General features: G+C 64.7%; 20 protein-coding genes. 6 read left to right on the plus strand and 14 right to left on the minus strand.

The window, feature by feature from the left end; genetic code table 11:
* Positions 1 to 44 precede the first annotated feature (44 nt).
* The 3 genes from DVDV_RS11330 to DVDV_RS11340 form a co-directional block, all read right to left on the minus strand.
* A complete protein-coding gene (locus DVDV_RS11330) occupies positions 45 to 401 on the minus strand; it encodes a hypothetical protein (protein ID WP_075354777.1) in 357 nt (118 codons plus the stop codon).
* Between the two features lie 68 nt (positions 402 to 469).
* Positions 470 to 1588 carry a glycosyltransferase gene (locus DVDV_RS11335; RefSeq protein WP_075354778.1) on the minus strand — a complete coding sequence of 373 codons (1119 nt, stop codon included), beginning with the start codon at positions 1586 to 1588 and terminating at the stop codon, positions 470 to 472.
* On the minus strand, positions 1588 to 2802 hold the full coding sequence (locus tag DVDV_RS11340; RefSeq protein ID WP_075354779.1) for a radical SAM protein: 1215 nt from the start codon (positions 2800 to 2802) through the stop codon (positions 1588 to 1590). Before DVDV_RS11340 ends, DVDV_RS11335 begins: the two co-directional genes overlap by 1 nt.
* A 193-nt stretch (positions 2803 to 2995) precedes the next feature.
* On the opposite strand from DVDV_RS11340, the gene DVDV_RS11345 reads away from it, so the two are divergent.
* The gene (locus tag DVDV_RS11345) at positions 2996 to 3448 is read left to right on the plus strand and encodes a universal stress protein (protein WP_075354780.1); all 453 of its coding nucleotides are present in this window, start codon (positions 2996 to 2998) and stop codon (positions 3446 to 3448) included.
* A 67-nt stretch (positions 3449 to 3515) separates the two neighbouring features.
* Here DVDV_RS11345 and DVDV_RS11350 read toward each other — a convergent pair whose 3' ends face one another.
* A complete protein-coding gene (locus tag DVDV_RS11350; protein WP_075354781.1) occupies positions 3516 to 4817 on the minus strand; it encodes a phenylacetate--CoA ligase family protein in 1302 nt (433 codons plus the stop codon).
* Positions 4818 to 4852: 35 nt separating this feature from the next.
* Positions 4853 to 5719 carry a DMT family transporter gene (locus DVDV_RS11355; protein ID WP_075354782.1) on the minus strand — a complete coding sequence of 289 codons (867 nt, stop codon included), beginning with the start codon at positions 5717 to 5719 and terminating at the stop codon, positions 4853 to 4855.
* Positions 5720 to 6445: 726 nt separating this feature from the next.
* On the opposite strand from DVDV_RS11355, the gene DVDV_RS11360 reads away from it, so the two are divergent.
* A complete protein-coding gene (locus DVDV_RS11360) occupies positions 6446 to 6709 on the plus strand; it encodes a hypothetical protein (protein WP_075354783.1) in 264 nt (87 codons plus the stop codon).
* A 519-nt stretch (positions 6710 to 7228) separates the two neighbouring features.
* On the opposite strand, the gene DVDV_RS11365 is transcribed toward DVDV_RS11360, so the two are convergent.
* Together DVDV_RS11365 and DVDV_RS11370 are read right to left on the minus strand one after the other, a co-directional pair.
* Complete coding sequence (locus tag DVDV_RS11365; protein ID WP_075354784.1) at positions 7229 to 7747, minus strand: carboxypeptidase-like regulatory domain-containing protein; 519 nt, start codon at positions 7745 to 7747, stop codon at positions 7229 to 7231.
* Between the two features lie 9 nt (positions 7748 to 7756).
* Positions 7757 to 8530, minus strand: a complete 774-nt coding sequence (locus DVDV_RS11370) for a DUF4198 domain-containing protein (protein WP_075354785.1) — start codon at positions 8528 to 8530, stop codon at positions 7757 to 7759.
* 149 nt (positions 8531 to 8679) lie between these two features.
* On the opposite strand from DVDV_RS11370, the gene DVDV_RS11375 reads away from it, so the two are divergent.
* A complete protein-coding gene (locus DVDV_RS11375) occupies positions 8680 to 9339 on the plus strand; it encodes a precorrin-8X methylmutase (protein ID WP_075354786.1) in 660 nt (219 codons plus the stop codon).
* A 270-nt stretch (positions 9340 to 9609) separates the two neighbouring features.
* On the opposite strand, the gene DVDV_RS11380 is transcribed toward DVDV_RS11375, so the two are convergent.
* The 6 genes from DVDV_RS11380 to DVDV_RS11405 all read right to left on the minus strand — a co-directional run bounded on the left by DVDV_RS11380 (position 9610) and on the right by DVDV_RS11405 (position 14676).
* Positions 9610 to 11031 (minus strand): tetratricopeptide repeat protein, encoded by a 1422-nt coding sequence (locus DVDV_RS11380; RefSeq protein ID WP_075354787.1) that lies wholly within the window; start codon positions 11029 to 11031, stop codon positions 9610 to 9612.
* 287 nt (positions 11032 to 11318) lie between these two features.
* Positions 11319 to 12092, minus strand: coding sequence for a DUF4239 domain-containing protein (locus DVDV_RS11385; protein ID WP_075354788.1), 774 nt, complete (start codon positions 12090 to 12092; stop codon positions 11319 to 11321).
* 138 nt (positions 12093 to 12230) lie between these two features.
* The gene (locus tag DVDV_RS11390) at positions 12231 to 12932 is read right to left on the minus strand and encodes a DUF1847 domain-containing protein (RefSeq protein WP_075354789.1); all 702 of its coding nucleotides are present in this window, start codon (positions 12930 to 12932) and stop codon (positions 12231 to 12233) included.
* Positions 12933 to 12936: 4 nt separating this feature from the next.
* On the minus strand, positions 12937 to 13182 hold the full coding sequence (locus DVDV_RS11395) for a Nif11-like leader peptide family natural product precursor (RefSeq protein ID WP_075354790.1): 246 nt from the start codon (positions 13180 to 13182) through the stop codon (positions 12937 to 12939).
* A gap of 116 nt (positions 13183 to 13298) precedes the next feature.
* Positions 13299 to 14351, minus strand: coding sequence for an N-acetyl-gamma-glutamyl-phosphate reductase (gene argC / locus DVDV_RS11400; RefSeq protein ID WP_075354791.1), 1053 nt, complete (start codon positions 14349 to 14351; stop codon positions 13299 to 13301).
* A 13-nt stretch (positions 14352 to 14364) separates the two neighbouring features.
* Positions 14365 to 14676 (minus strand): DUF1844 domain-containing protein, encoded by a 312-nt coding sequence (locus DVDV_RS11405; RefSeq protein ID WP_075354792.1) that lies wholly within the window; start codon positions 14674 to 14676, stop codon positions 14365 to 14367.
* 180 nt (positions 14677 to 14856) lie between these two features.
* On the opposite strand from DVDV_RS11405, the gene pyk reads away from it, so the two are divergent.
* Positions 14857 to 16293 carry a pyruvate kinase gene (pyk, locus tag DVDV_RS11410; protein ID WP_075354793.1) on the plus strand — a complete coding sequence of 479 codons (1437 nt, stop codon included), beginning with the start codon at positions 14857 to 14859 and terminating at the stop codon, positions 16291 to 16293.
* Between the two features lie 82 nt (positions 16294 to 16375).
* Positions 16376 to 16990, plus strand: a complete 615-nt coding sequence (locus DVDV_RS11415) for a MarC family protein (protein ID WP_254845354.1) — start codon at positions 16376 to 16378, stop codon at positions 16988 to 16990.
* 203 nt (positions 16991 to 17193) lie between these two features.
* Here the strand turns inward: DVDV_RS11415 and DVDV_RS11420 are convergent, their stop codons facing one another.
* Positions 17194 to 18582 (minus strand): MFS transporter, encoded by a 1389-nt coding sequence (locus DVDV_RS11420; RefSeq protein ID WP_075354795.1) that lies wholly within the window; start codon positions 18580 to 18582, stop codon positions 17194 to 17196.
* Between the two features lie 181 nt (positions 18583 to 18763).
* On the opposite strand from DVDV_RS11420, the gene phoU reads away from it, so the two are divergent.
* Positions 18764 to 19420 carry a phosphate signaling complex protein PhoU gene (gene phoU / locus DVDV_RS11425; RefSeq protein WP_075354796.1) on the plus strand — a complete coding sequence of 219 codons (657 nt, stop codon included), beginning with the start codon at positions 18764 to 18766 and terminating at the stop codon, positions 19418 to 19420.
* Positions 19421 to 19437 lie beyond the last annotated feature (17 nt).

Here is a 19437-nt window from a genome sequence, read left to right on the forward strand (position 1 = left end):
ATGCCTTGCCGCCGGAGGCACTCTTCACTCTTCTCTCTCTTCCCTTACTGCTGCGTGCGGGTGGCGCGCAGTTCGACTTTGCTGCCGCCTTTGGTGGTCAGGGTGCCCACCAGTTCGTTGCCTTTGGCGTCGCCCTCGAAGATGTGGCCGCTGCCGTGGAACATATAGACATGGCCGTTAAAGATGGCTCCGACCACGTGGTAGACGTTGGTTTCACCGGTGAGGGCACAGACCACCACCTCGGCTTTGACGGCATTGCCGTCCTGCTCGATGACGGCTGAAAGCGACGACCCGTAGAGCGAACCGCGCCACATGCCGGCCACATCGGCCTCGGCCAGGGCCTGGGCCGAGTGGGTCAGGAGCAGGCAGGCCAGGAATGCAACGATCAGGGTACGGCACATGGGGGACTCCATCCTGCGCTTGCGGCATGCAGCGCAGGCGTACGGCAAAGGCGGCAACGCGCCGGGGGCTAGGGCTGGGCTCCAGGCTCGTCCGGGGCCGGTGCGCCGGATAGCACCCGGGCAAACACAGCTTCGTGGCGAAGAACCATCGCTTCCATGGAATAGAGTGTTTCGGCGCGTGTCCGGGCGTTTTTGCCCATGGCCAGCCGTCTGTCTTCGTCGGCCAGCAGGCTGGCGATATTTTCGCCCAGGGCCTCGGGGTTGCGCGGCGGGCACAAGAGGCCGGTTGTCTCGGGCACGACCAGATCGGGGATGCCGCCGACAGCCGTGGCCGCGACAGGCAGGCCCATGGCCATGGCTTCCAGGAGCACGTTGGGCAGGCCTTCGCGCACCGACGACAGGACGACGACCGAGGCTTGTTGGAAGAAGGGTCGCGGATCGGGCGTGGATGGATACGTGCGGATAAGGCCGCGCACGGGGCTTCGGGTGGCCAGCGTGCGCACCCGGGTGCGCAGCGGCCCGTCGCCAACCAGCCACAACTCGGCCCGGGGGCGCTTGGCCGCGACATACTCAAAGGACCGGATGAGCGTCTCGTGGTCCTTGTCTTCGCAAAACCGGGCCAGGCACAGCACGACCTCGCGCACGGGGCGCAGGTCGTCTGGCGGCGGCAGGAAGTGGCCGGTGTCCACGCCGTTGGGGATGCAGGTGATTTTTGCCGCCGGCCGGCCCATGGCCGTCAGTTCCCGGGCCAGGGGTGCGGCATTGACGATGTGATGGGCGCAAAGGCCCTTCAAGAAGCGTTCGTGCTGGCGCTTGATGGCCCCGCCGCCGCGGCAGGTGCCGATGACGGCGGACAGGCCCTGGGTCTTGGCAAAGACCCGGCCCCAGATGTTGGGCATGGCGGTCAGGGGCACGAGCAGGTCCGGGCGATGTTCTTTGAGCGCCCGCCGCAAAGCCAGGAGTGAGCCCAGTCCGACAGTGGGGTAGGGCGAGAGCCAGGTGAGCGGGATGCCGCCGGCCTCGGCCCGTGGGGCGAAATCGCGCACGTCGGCGAGCATCCAGAATTCCGGGGAAAAGCGCGTCCGGTCCAGGCGCAGCCCCAGTTCCAGGGCCTGGCGCTGGGTTCCCCCAAACGCCAGGTCCTGAAGCAGGAAGACGACACGGGCGGGTTTCGTGGCGTGGGGCATCAATAGCCCATGAGACCGCAGCAGCGGGTACACGAGGGCATGAGGCCCTCGGTGTGCAGGCTGGCCCGGAACTTGCGGTACGGCTCGCTGTTCCACAGCTCGGTGATGGTGTGGTCGCGCACGTTGCCGACGATGTAGTCGTGGTAGTCACGGCAGGGCGACATGTCGCCGTTGGAATCGAGCTCCACGGCCTGATAGATGGAGATGCACTGGTCGTAGCCGAAAGTGGAGTCGTGGTTGCTGTAGTATTCGCGCAGATTGTCCACGCCCGTCACATTGGGAATGATGTTGATGGGCGGATTTTTAAACCCGCTGGAGCGGCGTTTGAGTTCGGCCAACTGCTTGTTGAGCGTCTCATGGTCCTTGATGGTCCAATCGCCCACCCAGCCCCAATGGAGCTTGGGCTTGAAGCCGAAACGGCGTTCGAAATCCTCGTCGTGGGCCTTGGCGCTTTTCTCGTCGATCCACCAGGACAGATAGTAGACGAACAGGTCCACCCGGTCTTTGTAGGCCTCGTAAATGTCCACCAGATGATGGACGTTGGCGCTGGAGATGGTGGCCAGGGCGGCGACCAGCGGCAGATTGGTCTTATGGGCCTTCTTGGCTTCCTTGATGGCGGAAAGCGATTCCTGGATGACCTTGTAGTTGTCGCCGCCGCCGGCCGAGGGCCGGGCCGCGTTGTGCGTCTCGGGCGAATGGCCGTCGATGGAAATCTGGAGCAGGAACATGGGCGCGGCCGCCAGCCGATCCGCCGCAGCCACAAGGCCGGTGGCGTTGGTGGCAATGGACGTCGGCATCTTCAGTTCCGTGGCCCGTTCGATAATATCCAGCCAACCCTTGTACATGGTCGGCTCGCCGCCCCACAGGTAGACCGAGGGCCGGTGTCCGTTGGCTGCCAGATCTTCCAGCAGCGCCAGATAGCGCTCTGGCGATATTTCCTGCTTTTTCAAATCTTTGAGGTTGCACCCGTGCAAGAAGCCCTGGTCTCCCCACTGGCCGCAGGTGTGGCAGCGCAAGTTGCACATGTCCGTGATGCGAATCGACAACTGCCGGATGCTGCGGGCCTGTCCGGTCTGGGCCTGGGGATTGAGAAACGAAAACAGGAATTTCTCTTTCTCCACGGCCGCCAACCGACCGGCAATCCAGGGATGACGGGCCACCTTGACCGATTGCTTGAGAATCGTGCCAAGGGCGACGCTGCTGCGTTTGCTCATGAAGCCTCCAAAATAAGCCTGACGGCGAAATGTCGCCTTACGCCGAAAAGGCCCGTGGTTCAAGCCTTGTGAAAACAGCGCCCTGGTTGCTGCGCCGGAAGGCCCCGGAAAGAGGCCGGTCCGGAAAAAACTTGCGGCCGGCAACCACCAGGGATATTGTGAAATCGCGGCGGAAAAACCCGGGAGACCGCCTATGTTGCCTCAAGTCAAAACCATTTTGCTGGCCGTGGATTTCTCCGAGGCCGCATCCCCCCTGGCCCAATACGCCAAACTCTTCGCCACCGGACTCAATGCCCGGCTTGTCGTCCTCTACGTTTCCCCGAGCATGAACCGCTATGCCAGCCTCTATGTGCCGGCCACCAGCATCCAGGCCCTGGTCGAACAGATACTCGAAGGAGCCAACCGCGTCATGGGCGAATTCATGGCCCGGCATTTTGCCGACGCCAAGGCCACGGGCCGGGTCGAGTACGGCTACGCACCGGAAAAAATAATCGAAATCGCAACGATTGTCGGCGCAGACATGATCATCATGGGCACCCACGGCCGGCGCGGCGTCACCCGCATCCCTTTTGGGTCGGTGGCGGAAAAGGTGGTCAAGACCGCCAAAATTCCCGTGCTGACCATCCGTCCGGGGGAAGGGGCCTAGCCGGGACGGCGCTGGTCCGGGGCGCGGCCCCGGCCGTGAGGGCATTGCGGCCGGGCCGAAGCCGGCCTTATTCTTCCTCGATGCCGTTTCGGTCGTCGATGACCCGCCGGGTCTTGCCAAAGCTGCGCGGCAACGCGCCCGGCCCCAGGATGTCGATCCAGCCGCGCACGAAGAGGTGCTTGCGCATCTCGATGGAAATGGCTTCGGACAGGTTCTGGTCCTGCTCCGGGTTGACGCCGGGCTTGCGCTCCACCCGGACCACCATCTGGTCCCGGCCGTCGCGGCGCACGAGCCGGATCTGGAATTCGCTGTCCACATCCTTAAACGTCGACAGGACGCTGGCGATCTGCCCCGGATAGATATTGACGCCGCGAAAGACGAACATGTCGTCCGAGCGCCCGAGAATCCGGTCGTGGCGCGGCAGGGTCAGGCCGCAGGGGCAGGGCTCGGGCATAAGGCGCGTCAGATCCCTGGTGCGGTAGCGAATGAGCGGGGCGGCTTCCTTGCAAAGCGAGGTCACCACCATTTCGCCGACTTCCCCCGGAGCCACCGGAGCCAGCGTCACCGGATCGAGGACTTCCAGGATGAACATATCGGCCCAGTAGTGGATGCCGTCGTGGGCCGAACACTCCAGGCCCGCGCCCGGTCCGTAGAGTTCGGTCATGCCGGTGATGTCAAAGCTCTCGTCAATGTCGAGCCACTTCTCAAAGCGCCGTCGCATCTTGTCGGTGTGGGTCTCGGCCCCGAAAATGACTTTTTTAAGCTTGATGCGCTTGCGCAGGTCGCGCTTGTGGACCTCCTCGGCCAAAAGGAGCGCCATGGAGGCAGTGGAGCATAAGCAGGTGGAGCCCATGTCCTCCAGGAGCTGGAGATGGATCTCCATGTTGCCCGGACCAACCGGCAGGGCCATGGCCCCGAAATGTTCGCACCCGAGCTGGAAACCGGCCCCGGCCGTCCACAGGCCGTAGCCCACGGCGATCTGCACCCGGTCAAGGGTGGTCAGCCCGGCCAGCTCGTAGCAGCGGGCGAACATCTCCTTCCAGACGTCGATGTCGCGCTGGGTGTAGGCCAGGATCTTGCGCTTGCCCGTGGTGCCGGAGGAGGCGTGGATGCGCACGACCTTTTCCTCGGGCACGGACAACAGCGGCAGGGGGTAGCCCTGGCGCAGGTCCTCGACCGTGGTGACCGGCAGCCGGGCCAGATCGTCCAGGGTCAGGGTCTGGTGCGGCTCATAGCCGATGGCCGCCAATCGTTCCCGGTAGACGGGGTTGCCGGCAAAGGCGTGGCGGCAGGTCCAGTTCAGTCCGGCGGCCTGCTTTTCGGCCAGGGATTCCGGGGTCAGATGCGGCAAAAAACGGTGTGCGGTCATGAACGGCTCCGGGGAAGCAAGATCGGTGGGGGCTTTTATCCGAAAACGGCAATAAAGAAAACGCCTACCACCATGACGGCCGCACCGGGCAGGCGGTGGGCCAGGTCCTGTTCGTGAAAGACCAGCGCGCCAAGGAGCACGCCGAGAATGATGCTCAATCGTTTGACGGCGATGACATAGGACACCTGGGTCAGCGGCAGGGCGTGCATCTGGCAAAAAAGGCCCACGGCCTCAAGCAGGCCGGCAGTGGCAATGGCGTAGGGAAAACCGCCAAGCTCGCGCACCGACTGGCGAAGCCGCCGGGCGGCAAAGGGCAGAAGGGCCAGGGCGCTTGCGGTGTAGATGCTGGCCGCCCACATGGCCGGGGAGGAGGCTTGCAGGCCAAGCTTGTCGAGATTGGCCCCGATGCTCCAGACCACGGCCACCAGGAGCATCAGGCGCGAGCCGGTGTTGGTCACCAGGGCCTTGATCGGCCCGAAAATACCGTGGCGGCGTTCGCGCAAATTGAGCACGTAAGCCCCGACCGCGACCAGGGCGATGCCGACAAGGCCGCCGGGCCGGGGAAATTCGCCCAGGGTCAACGGCGAGGTGATGAGCAGAAACAGCGGGGTGAAGGCCAGCATGGGGAGGGCCAGGGACAGGTCGCCGCGGTTCAAGGCCAGCCCGTAGAGCCAGAAGGTGGCTCCGCCGAAGGCCCCGCCGACCAGGAGCAGCGGCCAGAAGGCCGGGGTGAAGACAGCCTCCGGGGAACCGACGGCAAACACCCATAAAAAGACGGCCGCCACGGAACTGTAGAGGAGCATGGCCAGGGTGGGGTCGGTGCGGCCCATGGCCGCCTTGAGGAAGGTGTCCTTGACCGCCTGGGTTGTGGCCGTCACCAAAGACAAGAAAAACCAGTTCATGCGCCAGCCGTGCCGCCTTGTGCCCGGCCGCGCGGGCCGTTTTGGCGCACGGTACAGATGCCGGGCGGCCAGGGCAAGGACGATGGTCGGCCAAGAGAGGGGAGAGAAGAGGGGAATGCCTCCGGCGGCCGGGGCGTGGAGGGAGAGAGACGGGAAGAGTGCCTCCGGCGGCCGGGGCCGTGAGGCCCCCGGACCCCCCAAAGGGGTTAAGGGGGGACGGCGTTGCCGCGACGGGGGACGGAAACGGGAACAAGAAATCGCGGCAGACGGGTAAGACCGCCCAGGCCAAGAACCCCGTGTCAACTTTTCCCTTTGCAGGGGTCCGGGGGTCCGGACCCCTGCAAAGGGAAAAGTTTGGAAAGGGGTTCCTGGCGTTGGCAGTTCGTCCGGTCGACTGCGGACCGGGACAGCCGGCATTTGAACTTGACGGAGACCACCGTTGCTCCTGCGGCCAGGGTATTCAGTCTGGTTCATCGTGTAATGACGCATAAAGTTAACATGCTTTCCTGATAAAAAAACTTGCGCGTTCATGGCCGCTGTGTGATGCAATAGGCGACGCAGCCTTCCTGTATGGACGTGAATTTCTTTGAAGTTCAAACCAGAAGGATGAAAGCCTGCCGTTCAGATGCGATGCGCCGCAACGATCGGTTGCGTTTCGTCTGATTTCGCGGAGTGAGAGAATAGACTCAAGTTTCCAGAGAATGTTAACCCAAGGAGGAATCCAGTATGAAAAAAGTATTCTTCATTTTTGCGCTTCTTGCCTCGGTTTGCGTCTCCAGCTTGGCCTTTGCCGGCGCAGACGACGCCAAATGGGTGGCCAAGTGCATTGCCGACAACAAGGACGAGAAGGTTTCCATTGAAGTCATCACCAAGTATTGCACCTGCATGAACAACAAGATGGACGACAACGAAACCCTGTCCATCACGGCCTGGGAAAAGACGCATCCGACCGAGCGGGCCGCCTGCGACAAGGAATCGGGCTGGAAGTAACCGGACGAGTCCCCGGTCCGGCCGTCCGGTCCGGTGCCGCAGGAAGCGGAGACCGTGTTGCCCGGGGCAGGACGCCATGTCCTGCCCCGGATTTTATTTGGCGCAACCGGCGCGGCGTTTTATTCGGGAGGGGCCGGCGAAGGGCAGGCAGGGGGAGCGGTCGTGGGCCAGGTCCGTGACATCGCCAACGTCGTGTGCCGGCAACAACCCCGCCCCCGTAAGACAAACGACCGGAACCTGTGAGAGTTCCGGCCAGAGTCGTGGGGTTGGAGGGTTGTGGAGGTTGTGTGGGATGCGATCTATGGCTTGCCGGGAATGCTCCCCGGCCGGCTTGCTTGAGAATGGGCCGGGCCGCCGCGTCCAGACGCCACCGGTTGCGGCGACCGCCCAACACAGTGGTGTATGCCGCTGTGTTGGAATCGTTTCTAGAGAAATTGAAATTAAGAATCAAGATCAAAATAGACGTTTTCGCAACTTTTCCCAGAACACAACCCAATACACCGATTTTAAAGAACTTTGTCAGGAGCCAGGGCCGGATGCCCGGCGTCGCCACCAGCTTGCACCGAGAACCAGATTGGCCAGGAGACTGAGGCCCAGAACCACATCCCGCCAGCCCGGACCGATGCCGGCTCCCGCGCCCGACCCGCCGGCAGCGCCAGTCCCGGCCACGGGTGCGGTCGCTGCCGTCACCTGCCCCGTCCCGCCCGCGTCCCCGGACCGAAGCTCCACCAGAATCTCCCGCACGGCCCGATGCCCCTGGCCGTCCGAGGCAGCCACCCGCCACAGGCCTCGCCCCGACGGCAGGAAGGCAAAGCCTCCCTGGCCGTCGGTACGGGCGCTCTGGTAGACCGACCCATCCGGGCCGGTCACCTGGACCTGGGCAAAAGCCATGGGTTCTCCATCGGCGTAGAGAAACACCATGGCCCGGGCCGCACCCGGGTCCATCTCGCGGGAGCCGACGCCATGGGCGGCCGCAGCAACCGGGTGCCAGACAGTCGCTGCCGCCGCCAACACCATCGCCGCAAGAATCCGGAACATAGGGAGTACCTACTGCACGAAAAAGGTCAGGGTCGAACGCAACACTTCTTGCTCCACCGCCCCGTCGGCCGGCGCACCCTTCATTTCGGTGCGCACCACCCACAAGCCCGGATGCGTGATGCGCACCTTGGCCACCCCGGCGTCGTCGGTCTCGGTATAATAGGCATAGGTGTTGGGGGTCTTGCTGAAGCCGTCATAGGTGGCCAGCACCGTGGCCGGGGTCGGCTGGCCGTCAAAGAGGACCTTGACGTCAAGGTCCTGGCCGACCGCCACCTTGGCCGGATCGGCCAGGGGCACCAGTTCCAGGCGCTGGCCCGCCACGGCGTCAAACCCGGCCGTCTGGCCGTCGACCGCAACCAGGGACTTGGCAAACTTTTCGTAGCGGTTGCTTTTGGTCGCGCCCGGCAGATCTTTTTTCGTCCCCTTCTTCAGGCCCTCGGGCGTCAGGCTCCAGACCTGCGGCAGCCGGTGCACCAGGATGATCCCGGTCCCGGGCTTGGCAAAGGTCGCCTCGCCGTCAAACGTCAGGGTTTTGTCGTTGGCTGCAAGCGCCACCGGAGTCGCCTTGCCGTCGGCAAAGACAAAGGCTTTGACATCCGCCGGCGTCTCCAACTCCTCGCTGACAATGAACACATGGGCCGAATGCACGCCAAACGGCACGGCCTTGCCGGCCACGGCCGTGGCCGTCCCCGGCTTGAGCACGGTTTCATGGGCCGTTGCCGCTCCGGCCAGGGCCAGGACCAGCGCCACGGCGCATACGGCCCTCTTCGTCAGATTCTGCATGTCCTCTCCTCGCTTTCCTAATTTTAATAAATACGTATTTGTTATTTCGTCTTAAATAAATTTTCGTGCTACATGTCAACACAAAAATCTGCTCCAGCCGGCTTGGCCCAAAGCCCAATGCCGGCTATTATGCGGGCAAGAGGTGGCCCATGCCCGATACAACCCGCATCCTGCCCATTACCGACCCGGAAGCCATCGAAGCCGCATCCCTGGCCATTATTGACGCTGAAATGCCCGAGCCGCGGCCCTTTGCCGGTGCCCACTGGGACATCGTGCGCCGGCTCATCCACACCACCGCCGACTTTGAACTGGCAAGCCTGGTGCGGTTTTCCGACGACGCGGTCCAGGCGGGCCTGACAGCCCTGGACCAGGGCGCGACGATTGTGACCGACACCGAAATGGCCCGCTGCGCCATCCCGCTGCGTCGCGTGACCCCGTTTGGCTGCACCGTCCGCTGCTTCATGAACGACCCCGGCGTCGTTGCTGCCGCTGCTGCCGCCAACTCCACCCGGGCCGCCCTGGCCGTGGACTTTGCCCTGGACCTGCCGGGACCGCTTATTTTCGCCATCGGCAACGCTCCGACCGCTCTTTTGCGCCTGCTAAAGCGCCTCGACGGCGGCGCTCCGGCCCCGGCCCTGGTCATCGGGATGCCCGTCGGCTTCGTCAACGCCGCCGAGTCCAAGGCCCTGCTCCAGACCCGGGCCGATGTGCCCTGGATCACCATCAAGGGCCGCAAAGGCGGCTCGGCCCTGGCCGGAGCCACGGTCAATGCGCTGGCCATCGTGCTGCGCGAGGCCGGCAAGGCCTAAGCGGGGCTTTTTTCCCCAGGACGTTCCGGGAGTCTCCTGGCCGGGCGGTGCCGGGGCTTTTGCGGTGCGTCGCCGGGAGGACGCCGCCAGATGGGGGCGGCCTGGACGGTGCCGGGCCGATCCGAATTTCGTCAGAACAGCGCCCCGGATCTTTCAGGGAGAGGTGTCTGCGAACAACAATGCCCCTGTCGGCGCTTGGCCGGCAGGGGCATTTTGGGGGCTGGCAGCGAACCGGTGCCGCGCCCGGGCTGGCGTCGGCGAGGGATCGCTCTAGGCGGGTTTGCCAAGGACCAGGGCGCAGCCGGTCACGGGCGCGTCGTCGCGGTATTCATGGATGCCCTCGAGGCGCGCCGCCACCGTGAAGCCGGCCTGCCCGGCCCGGGCAAGGACCGCGTCGATGTCGTGCAGGTAATAGGCGGCAGCGGTCAGGGAGTAGGCGTCTTTTGCTCCGGGAAAGAGCGTGAAGGCCAGCAGGCCGCCGGGACACAGGGCGGCGTACGCGGCGGTCAGCACCGGAGCCAGCTCGCCGGTGTAAATGAACACCGCCGCGCCCACGATCAGGTCGTACTCTTCCCGGCAGCCGCCGAGAAAATCCGTGACGTCGCCGCAGACCAGGCGTTCATACAGGCCTTTGGCCCGGGCCAGCTCCAGCATGGCCGGGGACAGGTCCACCCCTTCGAGGCGGGCGGCGAGGGGGCGCAGCCAGGGCGCGCACAGGCCGCTGCCGCAGCCGGCGTCGAGCACCGTGAGCCCCGAGCGCTGGCCCGGAACCGCAGCCAGGGCCTGGGCCAGCAGATCCGGGGCCTGATAGCCGCGTTCCCCGGCAGCGCTCTGGTCCCAGAGCCGGGCCTGCCCGTCGTAGACCCGGCGCACCCAGGCCAGGGGGGCGCGCTGTGGGGCAGGCTCAAGGTCAAGGAGCGACAGCTCGGCCACCACGCCGAAGCTGTCTGCGGGATCAAGCTCCAGGGCCCGCCGGAACGCTGCTTCGGCCTCCGGGACATCCTGGCGGGCCAGGGCCGCCCGGCCGCGAAGCGAACACTGCCAGGCCGACTCCGGGGCCGCGTCCAGGTGGCCGGCCGCTTCGTCGGGACGGCCGGCCTCAATGAGCAGCTCGGCCATCTCCAGCCGGGCCGGGACCGTGTCCGGCCCGAACTCCACTGCCCTGGCGCAGGCCTTGAGGGCATCCCCGGCCCGGTCCAGGGATTTGAGCGCCCAGGCCGTATGCAGCCATACGGTGGGATCGTCCGGCACCACGGCCAGGGTGGCGTAAAATAACCGGAGGGCCTCGTCCGGGTTGCCCGTCTCCAGGTGGAGCAGGCCCAGGGCGTGGCGCGGCTCGGCATATTGCGGCGCGCAGGCGGCGGCCTGCTCGAAATCGCGGGCCGCCTCTTCGATGCGGCCCAGGGCCAGACAGGCCCGGCCATGGTCGAACAGGGCCTCGGCATAGTCCGGGCGCACGGCAAGGGCCCGGCCGATCAATCCGACGGCCTTTTCCGGGTCGCCGTCGTCCAGGGCGCACAGGCCAAGCAGATGCAGGGCTCCGTCGTGGCTGGCGTTTTTCGAAATGATTTTGCGGTAGAGCGGGGCGGCCTGATCGCTTTGGCCCCGTTTGTGGAGTGTTAAGGCCCGGGCGTAGAGCGTTTCAACCGTATTGGGGTGCGCCCGCCCGGATGTCTTGTGGCCCTGTCGCATCGAATCTCCATGCTGCTTGGGAAGACGTTTGACCCGCTGCCCGGCCGGGGCCAGGCCATCGCTTGCGGCGCCTCGACATGAAGGGCCGGGATCGGTTGGCTGGCGACCGGGAAAACCGGTTGGGCATCGGGCCGTTTGGTGCCTATCGGCGGGGACGAGCATACGTTCCCGGACCGGCCTGCGTCAAAAGCCATTTGCCTGCCCCCTGCCGTTGTCGGCCGGGACAGCCAACACGGGCTAAGGCCCGGCCTTTTGGCCGGGTATGTGTGCCCGCCGCTGCCCCCCGGTCAGGGGAGGGGCAGGCCGGCCAGGGCCGTGACCCGTTGGAGGGCGAAGTCAAAGGCGGAAATGTCGATGTTGACGATGCCCACAAAGGGCGTGTTGAGATCGATGATGGCGGTGATGACCAGAAGGAGCATGGCGAACATGGGCAGCTCGAAGGCCAGCTGGGTCCTCCGGTTGGGCACCCGGGTCAGCCAGGTCTTTATCAGCATGACATAGTAGCCGACGACGATGAGGCTGAAAATCATGGGGTGCAGGTTTTCCGTGGCCTTGATCCGCCGGGTCAGCCGGCATTTGGTCATGTCGGTCAAATTTTCAAGCACCAGATGGTGGATGGCCTCTTCATTCTTGGTGGTCGGGGTGATCTTGTAGGCCTCGTTCCACAGGGCGTCGAAGGCCTCGGACGCCTGCGGCGACATCCTGCCTTCCTTGAGGGCCGGAAGGTCGTAATCGACCACGCTTTGGGCGTAGGCGACCAGACGTGTTTTGAGGCCCCTGGCGTCGGAGAGGCCGTTTAGGAGCCGGGCCATGGAGATCATGTCCTCGGATTCTTTGCGGGTGTCGTCCTGGACGGTGTAGAAATTAATCAGCAGGGTGACGAGCGCCATGCTGAGGAAAATGGAGTAGAGGGAATTAAACAGACTGTAATTGGAGATGGTTTCCGACAGGTACTGGATCGGAGGCGTTTTCTTGCGGGCGGCGGCAACGAGATAGAGCACGGTCGGCAGGCCGAGGACGATGATGACCCCTGTTTCGCTGGACCAGAAAAGATTGTGCATGGCGGGCGCGTCCTCGCTTGGCCGGATGGAGGGCCGGGGGGCTGCAACGGGTACGGGGAGTCGGCCGGGGCGGGCCGAAACCCTTCCTGCCCGTTATTGTGAAACGCACCCGGCCGGACTGCAAGATGGCTGCGTCCCCTAGGGCAACGGCTCTTTGAGATACCGGCAGTAGCTGTCGTAGTGGTAGACGGCGGCCAGGGGATTGTGGCCGAGCAGGCGGTCCTTGACGGCCAGCACCGTACCCATGGCCGTGGCATGCTTGAAAAAAAGCGAGTCGTGGCCCACGCACAGGCCAAGGAGGATATTGAACTCCGTGCGCGCTTCATTGAGCGCCAGAGCCTGGAAGACCGGATTGCACATGGTCTCGTGGGCGGCGGTCGGATCAACCTGCTCGGCCGGCTCAAGGCCAAGGAGCGACTTGGCTTTGCCGCCGATCTTGCAGCCGACCGAAGCCACTGCAAAGCCGTTGGTGGCCAAAATTTCGTTGACCACCCCGGCCTCGGCCCGAAGGCCGATGCAAAAGGCCAGCCCCAGGCGGCCATAGCCCATGCGCCGGGCGAATTCCACGATCTCGACGATGCGGGGCTTAAGCGGCCTGACCGCCCCGTAGCCGGCCTCGCGGCCGCCGTAGCAGCTCGCCTCCTCACGCGAGGCCTGCCTGGCGAACTCGCCGCAGGGTTCGGCTGCCATGCAGGCCATCGACGTTTCGGCCAGATCGCGCATGCGAAGCGACGGGCAATCGGCCGGGGCCTTGCCCTTGGCGTTGCGGCACCAGCGTTCGGACCAGTCGTAGGGGCAGGTGGCGCAGTGGGGCAAAAGCGGGGTGGGGGTGTCGGTCATGGCCTCAGCTCCGGCGCAGGAAATCCCACCAGTTGCGGAATTCAAAAAAGCGTTCGGCCTCTTCCACGGTCTGGCATTTGACGTGGAGGGTGTCGATCATGGCGTCGAATTCCTCGTCGGTGAAATACAGATCGGCCTCGCGCAGAGCCGCCTCGCGGGCCTCGCTGCCTTCGGCCATGTACAGGTTCTTGCGCAGTTCCTTGTCGGTCTCAAAGCGCTCATAGAGTCGGCGCACATTGTCCATGGTCATGGCATATCCCCCTAAACCACCTTCCCCCCTGCAAAAAAATTTTTGGGGCGGGGAGGGGCGCGGGGAGGGGGCCCTTTTTGGAAAAAGGGGTCCCCCTCCCTGCATTGTTATGCTGCCTAGGGCATCATGGGCGCGAGAAAAAGTCCCGCGTCCACGGGCAGGCCGGACATGAGGTTGGCGCAGGCCACGGCCTGGCCCGATGCGCCCCGGCACAGGTTGTCGATGGCCGAGACGACGATGAGCCGGTTGGTGCGGGGATCGACCACCAGGCCGATGTCGCAGAACATGGTGCCGCGAACGTAGCGCGTCTCCGGCAGCTTGCCGACCGGCAGCACGCGCACCCAGGGCTTGTCGGCGTAGTGGGCGGCGTAGAGGGCGTGGACTTCTTCCACGGCCATCACCCGGGTCAGCTTGGTATAGATGGTCGACAGGATGCCCCGGTCGATGGGGAGCAGGTGCGGATTAAACGACACGGTCATGGTCGCGCCGGCCAGCTTGGACAGCTCCTGCTCGATCTCCGGGGTGTGGCGGTGCTTGCCCAGGTTGTAGGCCCGGAAGGTGTCGTGGACCTCGCAGAAAAGCATGGCCGTGGACGCCTTGCGCCCGGCCCCGGATGCGCCGGATTTGCTGTCGGCCACGATGTCGGTCAGGTCGATCAGGCCGTTGGCCAGGGCCGGGGCCAGCCCCAGGATGACCGAGGTGGGGTAGCAGCCCGGATTGGCCGTGAGCTTGGCGGTCTTGAGGCGCGCGCTGTTGAGTTCCGGCAGGCCGTAGACCGCCTCTGGCAGCAGGGCCGGGTGGCGGTGGGCAAGGCCGTACCAGTCGGCGTAGACGCCGGCGTCGTGGAGGCGGAAATCGGCCGAGAGGTCGACGACTTTAAGTCCGGCGACCAGCAGTTCGGCGGCGTAGTCCATGGCTGCGCCGTGGGGCACGGCCAGGAACACGAGCTTGCAGGAGGCAGCCAGATCGGCGGCGTCCGGGGCCGTTATGGCCACGTCGCCGGCCGGGAAGCCTTCCAGAAAGGGATAGATGGCTTTCAAGGGCTTGCCGGCTTCGGCCCGGGAGGTGGCCCGGGTCAGTTTCAGGACCGGATGGACGGCCAGTATCCGGGCCAGTTCCATGCCGGTATAGCCGGTGACGCCGACGAGGCCGACGGGGATGGGTTGCATGGCGGACCTCCGGCTACTGCTTTTTGACGAAAATCAATCGCAGGTCGCACAGCAGGCTGGCCAGGATGTCGCTTTCCTCGGCCGTGAGGTTGCCGCGCGTCTTGCAATCGAGCATGGCCAGGATGTCGATGGTGTGCTTGGCCTCGGGCAGATTGCTAAGGTACTGGCCGCTTTCCGGTTCCGGGGCCTCGCCCATGAGCACCATGGCCGATTGGGCCAGGGACAGGATGAAAGTGATAAAGGAGACCGGGGGAAAGCAGGGTTCCTGGCCGGGCCGGTGTTCCTTGCAGGTCCCTGCCCCCTTGTTGTCGGAATCGATGTTCATGAAGCGACTTCCTCCTTGCGCGGGCATTGGGCCTTGTCCTGCGCCGCGCTCCCTATTACATAGGGCGATGACGCAAAACGGCAACCAGCCGGGGGTAGTCTTACCCCAAACCCGTCCGGCTTGCATCCGCTTTTTCCCGGCTTCTCCGGGCGGATGCGGCCTGCGACCTGGAGGCACATCATGCTGACAAAGATCGTCGCCACCCTTGGCCCCGCATCCCTTGCGCCGGAGACCATGCGCGAGATGGTGCGCCACGGGGTGCGCATTTTCCGCCTCAATTTCTCCCATGCCGACGCGGCCTATTTCGCGCCCATCATCAAAACAATCCGGTCCCTGGAAAGCGAACTGGGCGTGCCGCTCACAGCCATGGCCGATCTGTGCGGCCCCAAAACCCGCATCGGCGAAGTGGCCGCCTCGCCGCGCACCGTGGACAAGGGCGAGGCGCTGCTGCTGGGCCTGCCCGACGAACGCCCTGATCCGGCCCGCGACGATCGCGTGTTCGTCTCCCTTGATGTGCCCGAGCTGCTGGCCGGATTACGTGTCGGCATGCCGGTCAATTTGAGCGACGGCCTGCTGCAATTCCACGTCACCCGGGAGATCAAAGCCGACCGGCTCTATGAGATCGAGGCCCAAAACGCAGGTCTGCTCTCCTCCAACAAGGGCATCGCCTTTCCGGGCAAGCACCATCCCATGCCGGCACTCACCCCCAAAGACATCAAGGATCTCCACGAAGGGCTTGATGTCGGCGTGGACGCCGTGGCCATTTCCTTTGTCCAGAACGCCGCCGACGTGGTGCAGACCAAAGACGAGATCAAGCGCCACGGGGTCTGGGCACCGGTGGTCTCCAAGCTTGAGCGGCAAAACGCCGTGGACAACCTCGACGAGATCCTGGCCGTCACCGACGCGGTCATGGTGGCGCGCGGCGACCTGGGCCTGGAATGTCCCATCCCGCAACTGCCGATCATGCAGAAAAAGATCATCCGGGCCTGCCGCCATGCCCAGCGGCCGGTCATCGTGGCCACGCAGATGCTTTTGTCCATGGTCAAAAACCCCATCCCCACCCGGGCCGAGTCCACGGACGTGGCCAACGCCATCCTCGACGGGGCGGATTGTGTCATGCTTTCGGAAGAGACGGCGGTTGGCGATTATGCCGTGGAAGCGGTCAAGGTGATGCAGCAGATTTCGGAAAACGCCCTGGAGTACTATCTGGAGCGCATCCAGGCCCCGTATGCGCCCAAGCGCGAGAAGAATCCGCGCAAGTTCGTGGCCTATTCGGCCTGCCTCATTGCCGACAACATGGAGAGCAAGGCCATCCTGTGCCACACGGTCAGCGGCACCAATGCCCGGCTAACGTCATCCCGCCGGCCGCGCCAGCCCATTTACGCCCTGACACCCGATCCCAGGGTCATGCGGTTTTTGAACTTCTCCTGGGGCGTCAAGCCGCGCCTGCTCGAATTCGGCCGGGATGGCGAGGCTGACTACATGGAGCGGGTGGAGTCGTTCGTGGATGATTGTCCGGATTTCGCCCCGGGCGAGGCGGTGGTCATCACGGCCGGCCGGCCGACCCCGGGCAACGACACGCCGGGCACCAACGAGATCAAGATCTATTGCAAATAAAGACTTGCGGCCGGGGGAGGCGCCAGTGGGCGGCTCCCTCGGCCGGTGATATCCGGCGCAATGGGAGCACCTTGTTGTGGAAATGACCTTCCAGCACTATCTGCTCGGCCTTTTCGCCGTGGCCAACAACATCCCGGCCTTGCCGCTGCACATGAACCTGTGCCGGGGCATCGACGTGACGGGGCAGCACCGGATGTGCGCCGTGGCCACGGGCAGTTCGCTCGTCACCATGGCCGTGTCGCTGGTGGTTGGCGCGGCCGTGCTGGAGTTTTTCGGCATTTCCATTGCCGCCTTCCGCATCGCTGGCGGCCTGCTCCTCGTCTCCAGCGGCCTGGGCATGCTGAAAAGCAAATGCGACGAACCAGGGGCCTTGATTCCGCTGCGCCTATCCGAAATGATCCCCATGGCCGTGGTGCCCATCGCCATCCCGCTGACCACCGGGGCCGGCACCATGTCCACCATCATCTTATTTGCCGAAAGCGCCGGCAGCCTGACCGGGATGCTTCGGATCGCAGCGGCCATCGGCTGCGTGAGCCTCGTCAACTACGTGACGTTTTTCTATTCCCCGGCCATCGTCCGTTTTCTCGGCCACACCGGCATGGACATCTTCACCAAAATTTTTGGCCTCATTACCCTGGCCCTTGGCATCCAGTTCATCATCACGGGGCTGTCGGCCGCCTTCCCGGCGCTGCACTAGCGCCGCGCCCGCGGAATTCGTTTCTGCAACGACGAAGGACAACACTGGCGAAGCGTTGTTTTTTCTCAATACTCTCGTATTTTGATGAGACGCTGCCCGAGCGCCGCCGCCTCGCCAAAAACCCCTTTCCAAAGTTCTCCCGTTGCAGGGGTCCGGGGGGATCATCCCCCCGGCCGCCGGAGGCATCCCCTGCTTTTCCCTCGCTATCGCTCGCTGCGTGCCCCCCGCAGGAACGACAGCAGCACCCCCAGGCAGGAATAGCCGGCGAAGGCGATCAGCCCCACCCGCATGCTGGCTAAAAAGGCCGGCAGCGTCTCGGGGGTAATGGTTGCGTCGCCCATGAAGACGGCAAAGACCAGGGTGATGCTGGTCATGGACACGGCCATGCCCAGCGTGCGCATACTGGCCACCATGCCCGAGGCCAGCCCGAACTGGCGCTTTTGGACGCTGCCCATGATGGCGGTGGAATTGGGGGTGACAAAGACGCCAAAGCCCGTGCCGATGACCGCCAGTTCCAGGAGGAGCAGCCAACACGGCGTTTCCTGGCTGATGCTGGCGGCCGCGGCCAGCAGGCCGACGGCGCTGATGCCCGCGCCAAGCGTGGCCAGCCGGGCCGGGGGGATGCGTTCGGCCAGCCGCCCGGACAGGGGCGAGGCCAGCACCTGCATGACCGGCTGGGCCAACAGCACAAGCCCGGCCAGACGCGGGGGCAGGCCCTTGGCGTATTGCAGGTACAGGCTCATGAGAAAGGTGATGCCGAAGGTGGCGGCATAGTTCCCAAGGGCGGCAAAGCAGCTCAGGGTGAAAAACCGGTTGCGTCGCAACAGTCCCACATCAAGAAGCGGACTCTTGGTGCGGGCCTGCAAGCGCAGAAACACCGCCAGCCCGATCAGGCCCCCGGCGATCATGGCCGGTCCCAGCGGCAGCTCCCGGGCATGGGCTGCGCCGAGCATCACCAGACAGACGCTGGCGGCGTAGGCCATGGCCCCGGGCCAGTCCATGGTTTCTTCCGAGGGAGGGCGAACGTCCCGGCGAACGCCAAGCAGGCACATGGCCGTGGCGGCCAGGCCAAGGGGGGCGGACATGAGAAACACCCAGCGCCAGCCGAAATGGCCGGTGACGTAGCCGCCAAGGACCGGCCCGACCGACAGTCCGGCATAGGTGAAGGCCGAGACGAGGCCGATCTTGCGGCCGCGGATTTCCGGCGGGTAGGCCGCGGCCACCATGGCCAGCGACCCGGAGAGCACCATGGCCGCGCCAAGGCCCTGGAAAAAACGCTGGACCATGATCATTTCCACAGACCCGGCAAAGCCGAGCGAGCAGGTCAACCCGGTGAAAAGCGCCAATCCCGGCAGCATCACCCGGCGCTGGCCCACGAGGTCGCCCAGGCGGCCGAAGGTGAGCATGGCCATGGCCAGGGACACGACATAGAGTTGTTCGATGAGCCCAAGCTGCATGGCCGAGGCCCCGAGGTCGCGGCCCAGGGACGGCAGGGCCACGCCCACGGCGGTCAGCATGAACGGGGCCATGAACTGGGCGATGCACACGGTGGCGAGCACCATGGCCGGTGCGCCGGATGCGGTGCGGGACATAAAGGCATCCTTGTCGATAATTTCGGGTGGGTGTGGGCTTTCCGGCTGCCGGCGTCAAGGGGCGGCGGCTGGTCGGGGGCGGCGTGAATGTGACATTTCAGTGCACCCCTTGCCAGTCGCCGTAGCCGCGGGTAGGCTTTTCGGTCATGGTAGCAACCAGCCGACCGACAGGGGGGAGTGCGTGGAACGTATTATCGAGGCCGATCTCCAGCGATTGAAGACGGAAACACTGACCGCCTTTCACATGGCCCAGGCCGCCGTGGACAAAGCCGTGCGCTCGGTTTTCGAACGCGACCCGGCCCTGGCCGACGCCGTGATGACCGGCGATGCGGCCATCGACACCAAGGAATGCGCCCTGGACGCGGAAATTTTGCGCATGTTGGCGCTGTATCAGCCCGTGGCCAGTGATTTGCGGGCCATTGTCGGCTGTATGCGCTGCGTGGGCGACATCGAACGCATCGGCGACCAAGCCGTCAACATCGCCGAGCGCGGGTTGATCCTGCTGGAGCTGGCCGCGTTTCCGACACCGCCCAAGCTCGAAGAGCTGGCCGAGGCCACCCGGGAGTTCATGGCCAACACCGCCACCTGCTTCACCAACCTCGACATGGCCATGGCCAGGCGGTTGTGCGAGGAATCTGATGAAATTCTGGAGCTTAACGTCTCCATCCTCAAAGAGATGGCCGAATTCATGCGTGACGCCGCCCGGCCGGTGGAGCGGGCCGTGCAGATCTGCTTCATTGCCCATGGCTTAAAGCGCGTGTGCGACCAGTGCACCAACATTGCCGAATCCGTGGTCTTCACCCTCGAAGGGGCCTGCAGCCGGCATCGTTGCGATTAGTACTGCGTCCCGTAAAG

The sequence above is a fragment of the Desulfovibrio sp. DV genome (genome assembly GCF_001936595.1).
In the GTDB taxonomy this organism is placed as follows: domain Bacteria; phylum Desulfobacterota; class Desulfovibrionia; order Desulfovibrionales; family Desulfovibrionaceae; genus Solidesulfovibrio.

Bases quoted from the DNA above. Each gene is read 5' to 3' on its own strand.
- DVDV_RS11330 (WP_075354777.1), bottom strand. From the start codon at position 401: ATGTGCCGTACCCTGATCGTTGCATTCCTGGCCTGCCTGCTCCTGACC.
- DVDV_RS11335 (WP_075354778.1), bottom strand. From the start codon at position 1,588: ATGCCCCACGCCACGAAACCCGCCCGTGTCGTCTTCCTGCTTCAGGAC.
- DVDV_RS11340 (WP_075354779.1), bottom strand. From the start codon at position 2,802: ATGAGCAAACGCAGCAGCGTCGCCCTTGGCACGATTCTCAAGCAATCG.
- DVDV_RS11345 (WP_075354780.1), top strand. From the start codon at position 2,996: ATGTTGCCTCAAGTCAAAACCATTTTGCTGGCCGTGGATTTCTCCGAG.
- DVDV_RS11350 (WP_075354781.1), bottom strand. From the start codon at position 4,817: ATGACCGCACACCGTTTTTTGCCGCATCTGACCCCGGAATCCCTGGCC.
- DVDV_RS11355 (WP_075354782.1), bottom strand. From the start codon at position 5,719: ATGAACTGGTTTTTCTTGTCTTTGGTGACGGCCACAACCCAGGCGGTC.
- DVDV_RS11360 (WP_075354783.1), top strand. From the start codon at position 6,446: ATGAAAAAAGTATTCTTCATTTTTGCGCTTCTTGCCTCGGTTTGCGTC.
- DVDV_RS11365 (WP_075354784.1), bottom strand. From the start codon at position 7,747: ATGTTCCGGATTCTTGCGGCGATGGTGTTGGCGGCGGCAGCGACTGTC.
- DVDV_RS11370 (WP_075354785.1), bottom strand. From the start codon at position 8,530: ATGCAGAATCTGACGAAGAGGGCCGTATGCGCCGTGGCGCTGGTCCTG.
- DVDV_RS11375 (WP_075354786.1), top strand. From the start codon at position 8,680: ATGCCCGATACAACCCGCATCCTGCCCATTACCGACCCGGAAGCCATC.
- DVDV_RS11380 (WP_075354787.1), bottom strand. From the start codon at position 11,031: ATGCGACAGGGCCACAAGACATCCGGGCGGGCGCACCCCAATACGGTT.
- DVDV_RS11385 (WP_075354788.1), bottom strand. From the start codon at position 12,092: ATGCACAATCTTTTCTGGTCCAGCGAAACAGGGGTCATCATCGTCCTC.
- DVDV_RS11390 (WP_075354789.1), bottom strand. From the start codon at position 12,932: ATGACCGACACCCCCACCCCGCTTTTGCCCCACTGCGCCACCTGCCCC.
- DVDV_RS11395 (WP_075354790.1), bottom strand. From the start codon at position 13,182: ATGACCATGGACAATGTGCGCCGACTCTATGAGCGCTTTGAGACCGAC.
- argC (WP_075354791.1), bottom strand. From the start codon at position 14,351: ATGCAACCCATCCCCGTCGGCCTCGTCGGCGTCACCGGCTATACCGGC.
- DVDV_RS11405 (WP_075354792.1), bottom strand. From the start codon at position 14,676: ATGAACATCGATTCCGACAACAAGGGGGCAGGGACCTGCAAGGAACAC.
- pyk (WP_075354793.1), top strand. From the start codon at position 14,857: ATGCTGACAAAGATCGTCGCCACCCTTGGCCCCGCATCCCTTGCGCCG.
- DVDV_RS11415 (WP_254845354.1), top strand. From the start codon at position 16,376: ATGACCTTCCAGCACTATCTGCTCGGCCTTTTCGCCGTGGCCAACAAC.
- DVDV_RS11420 (WP_075354795.1), bottom strand. From the start codon at position 18,582: ATGTCCCGCACCGCATCCGGCGCACCGGCCATGGTGCTCGCCACCGTG.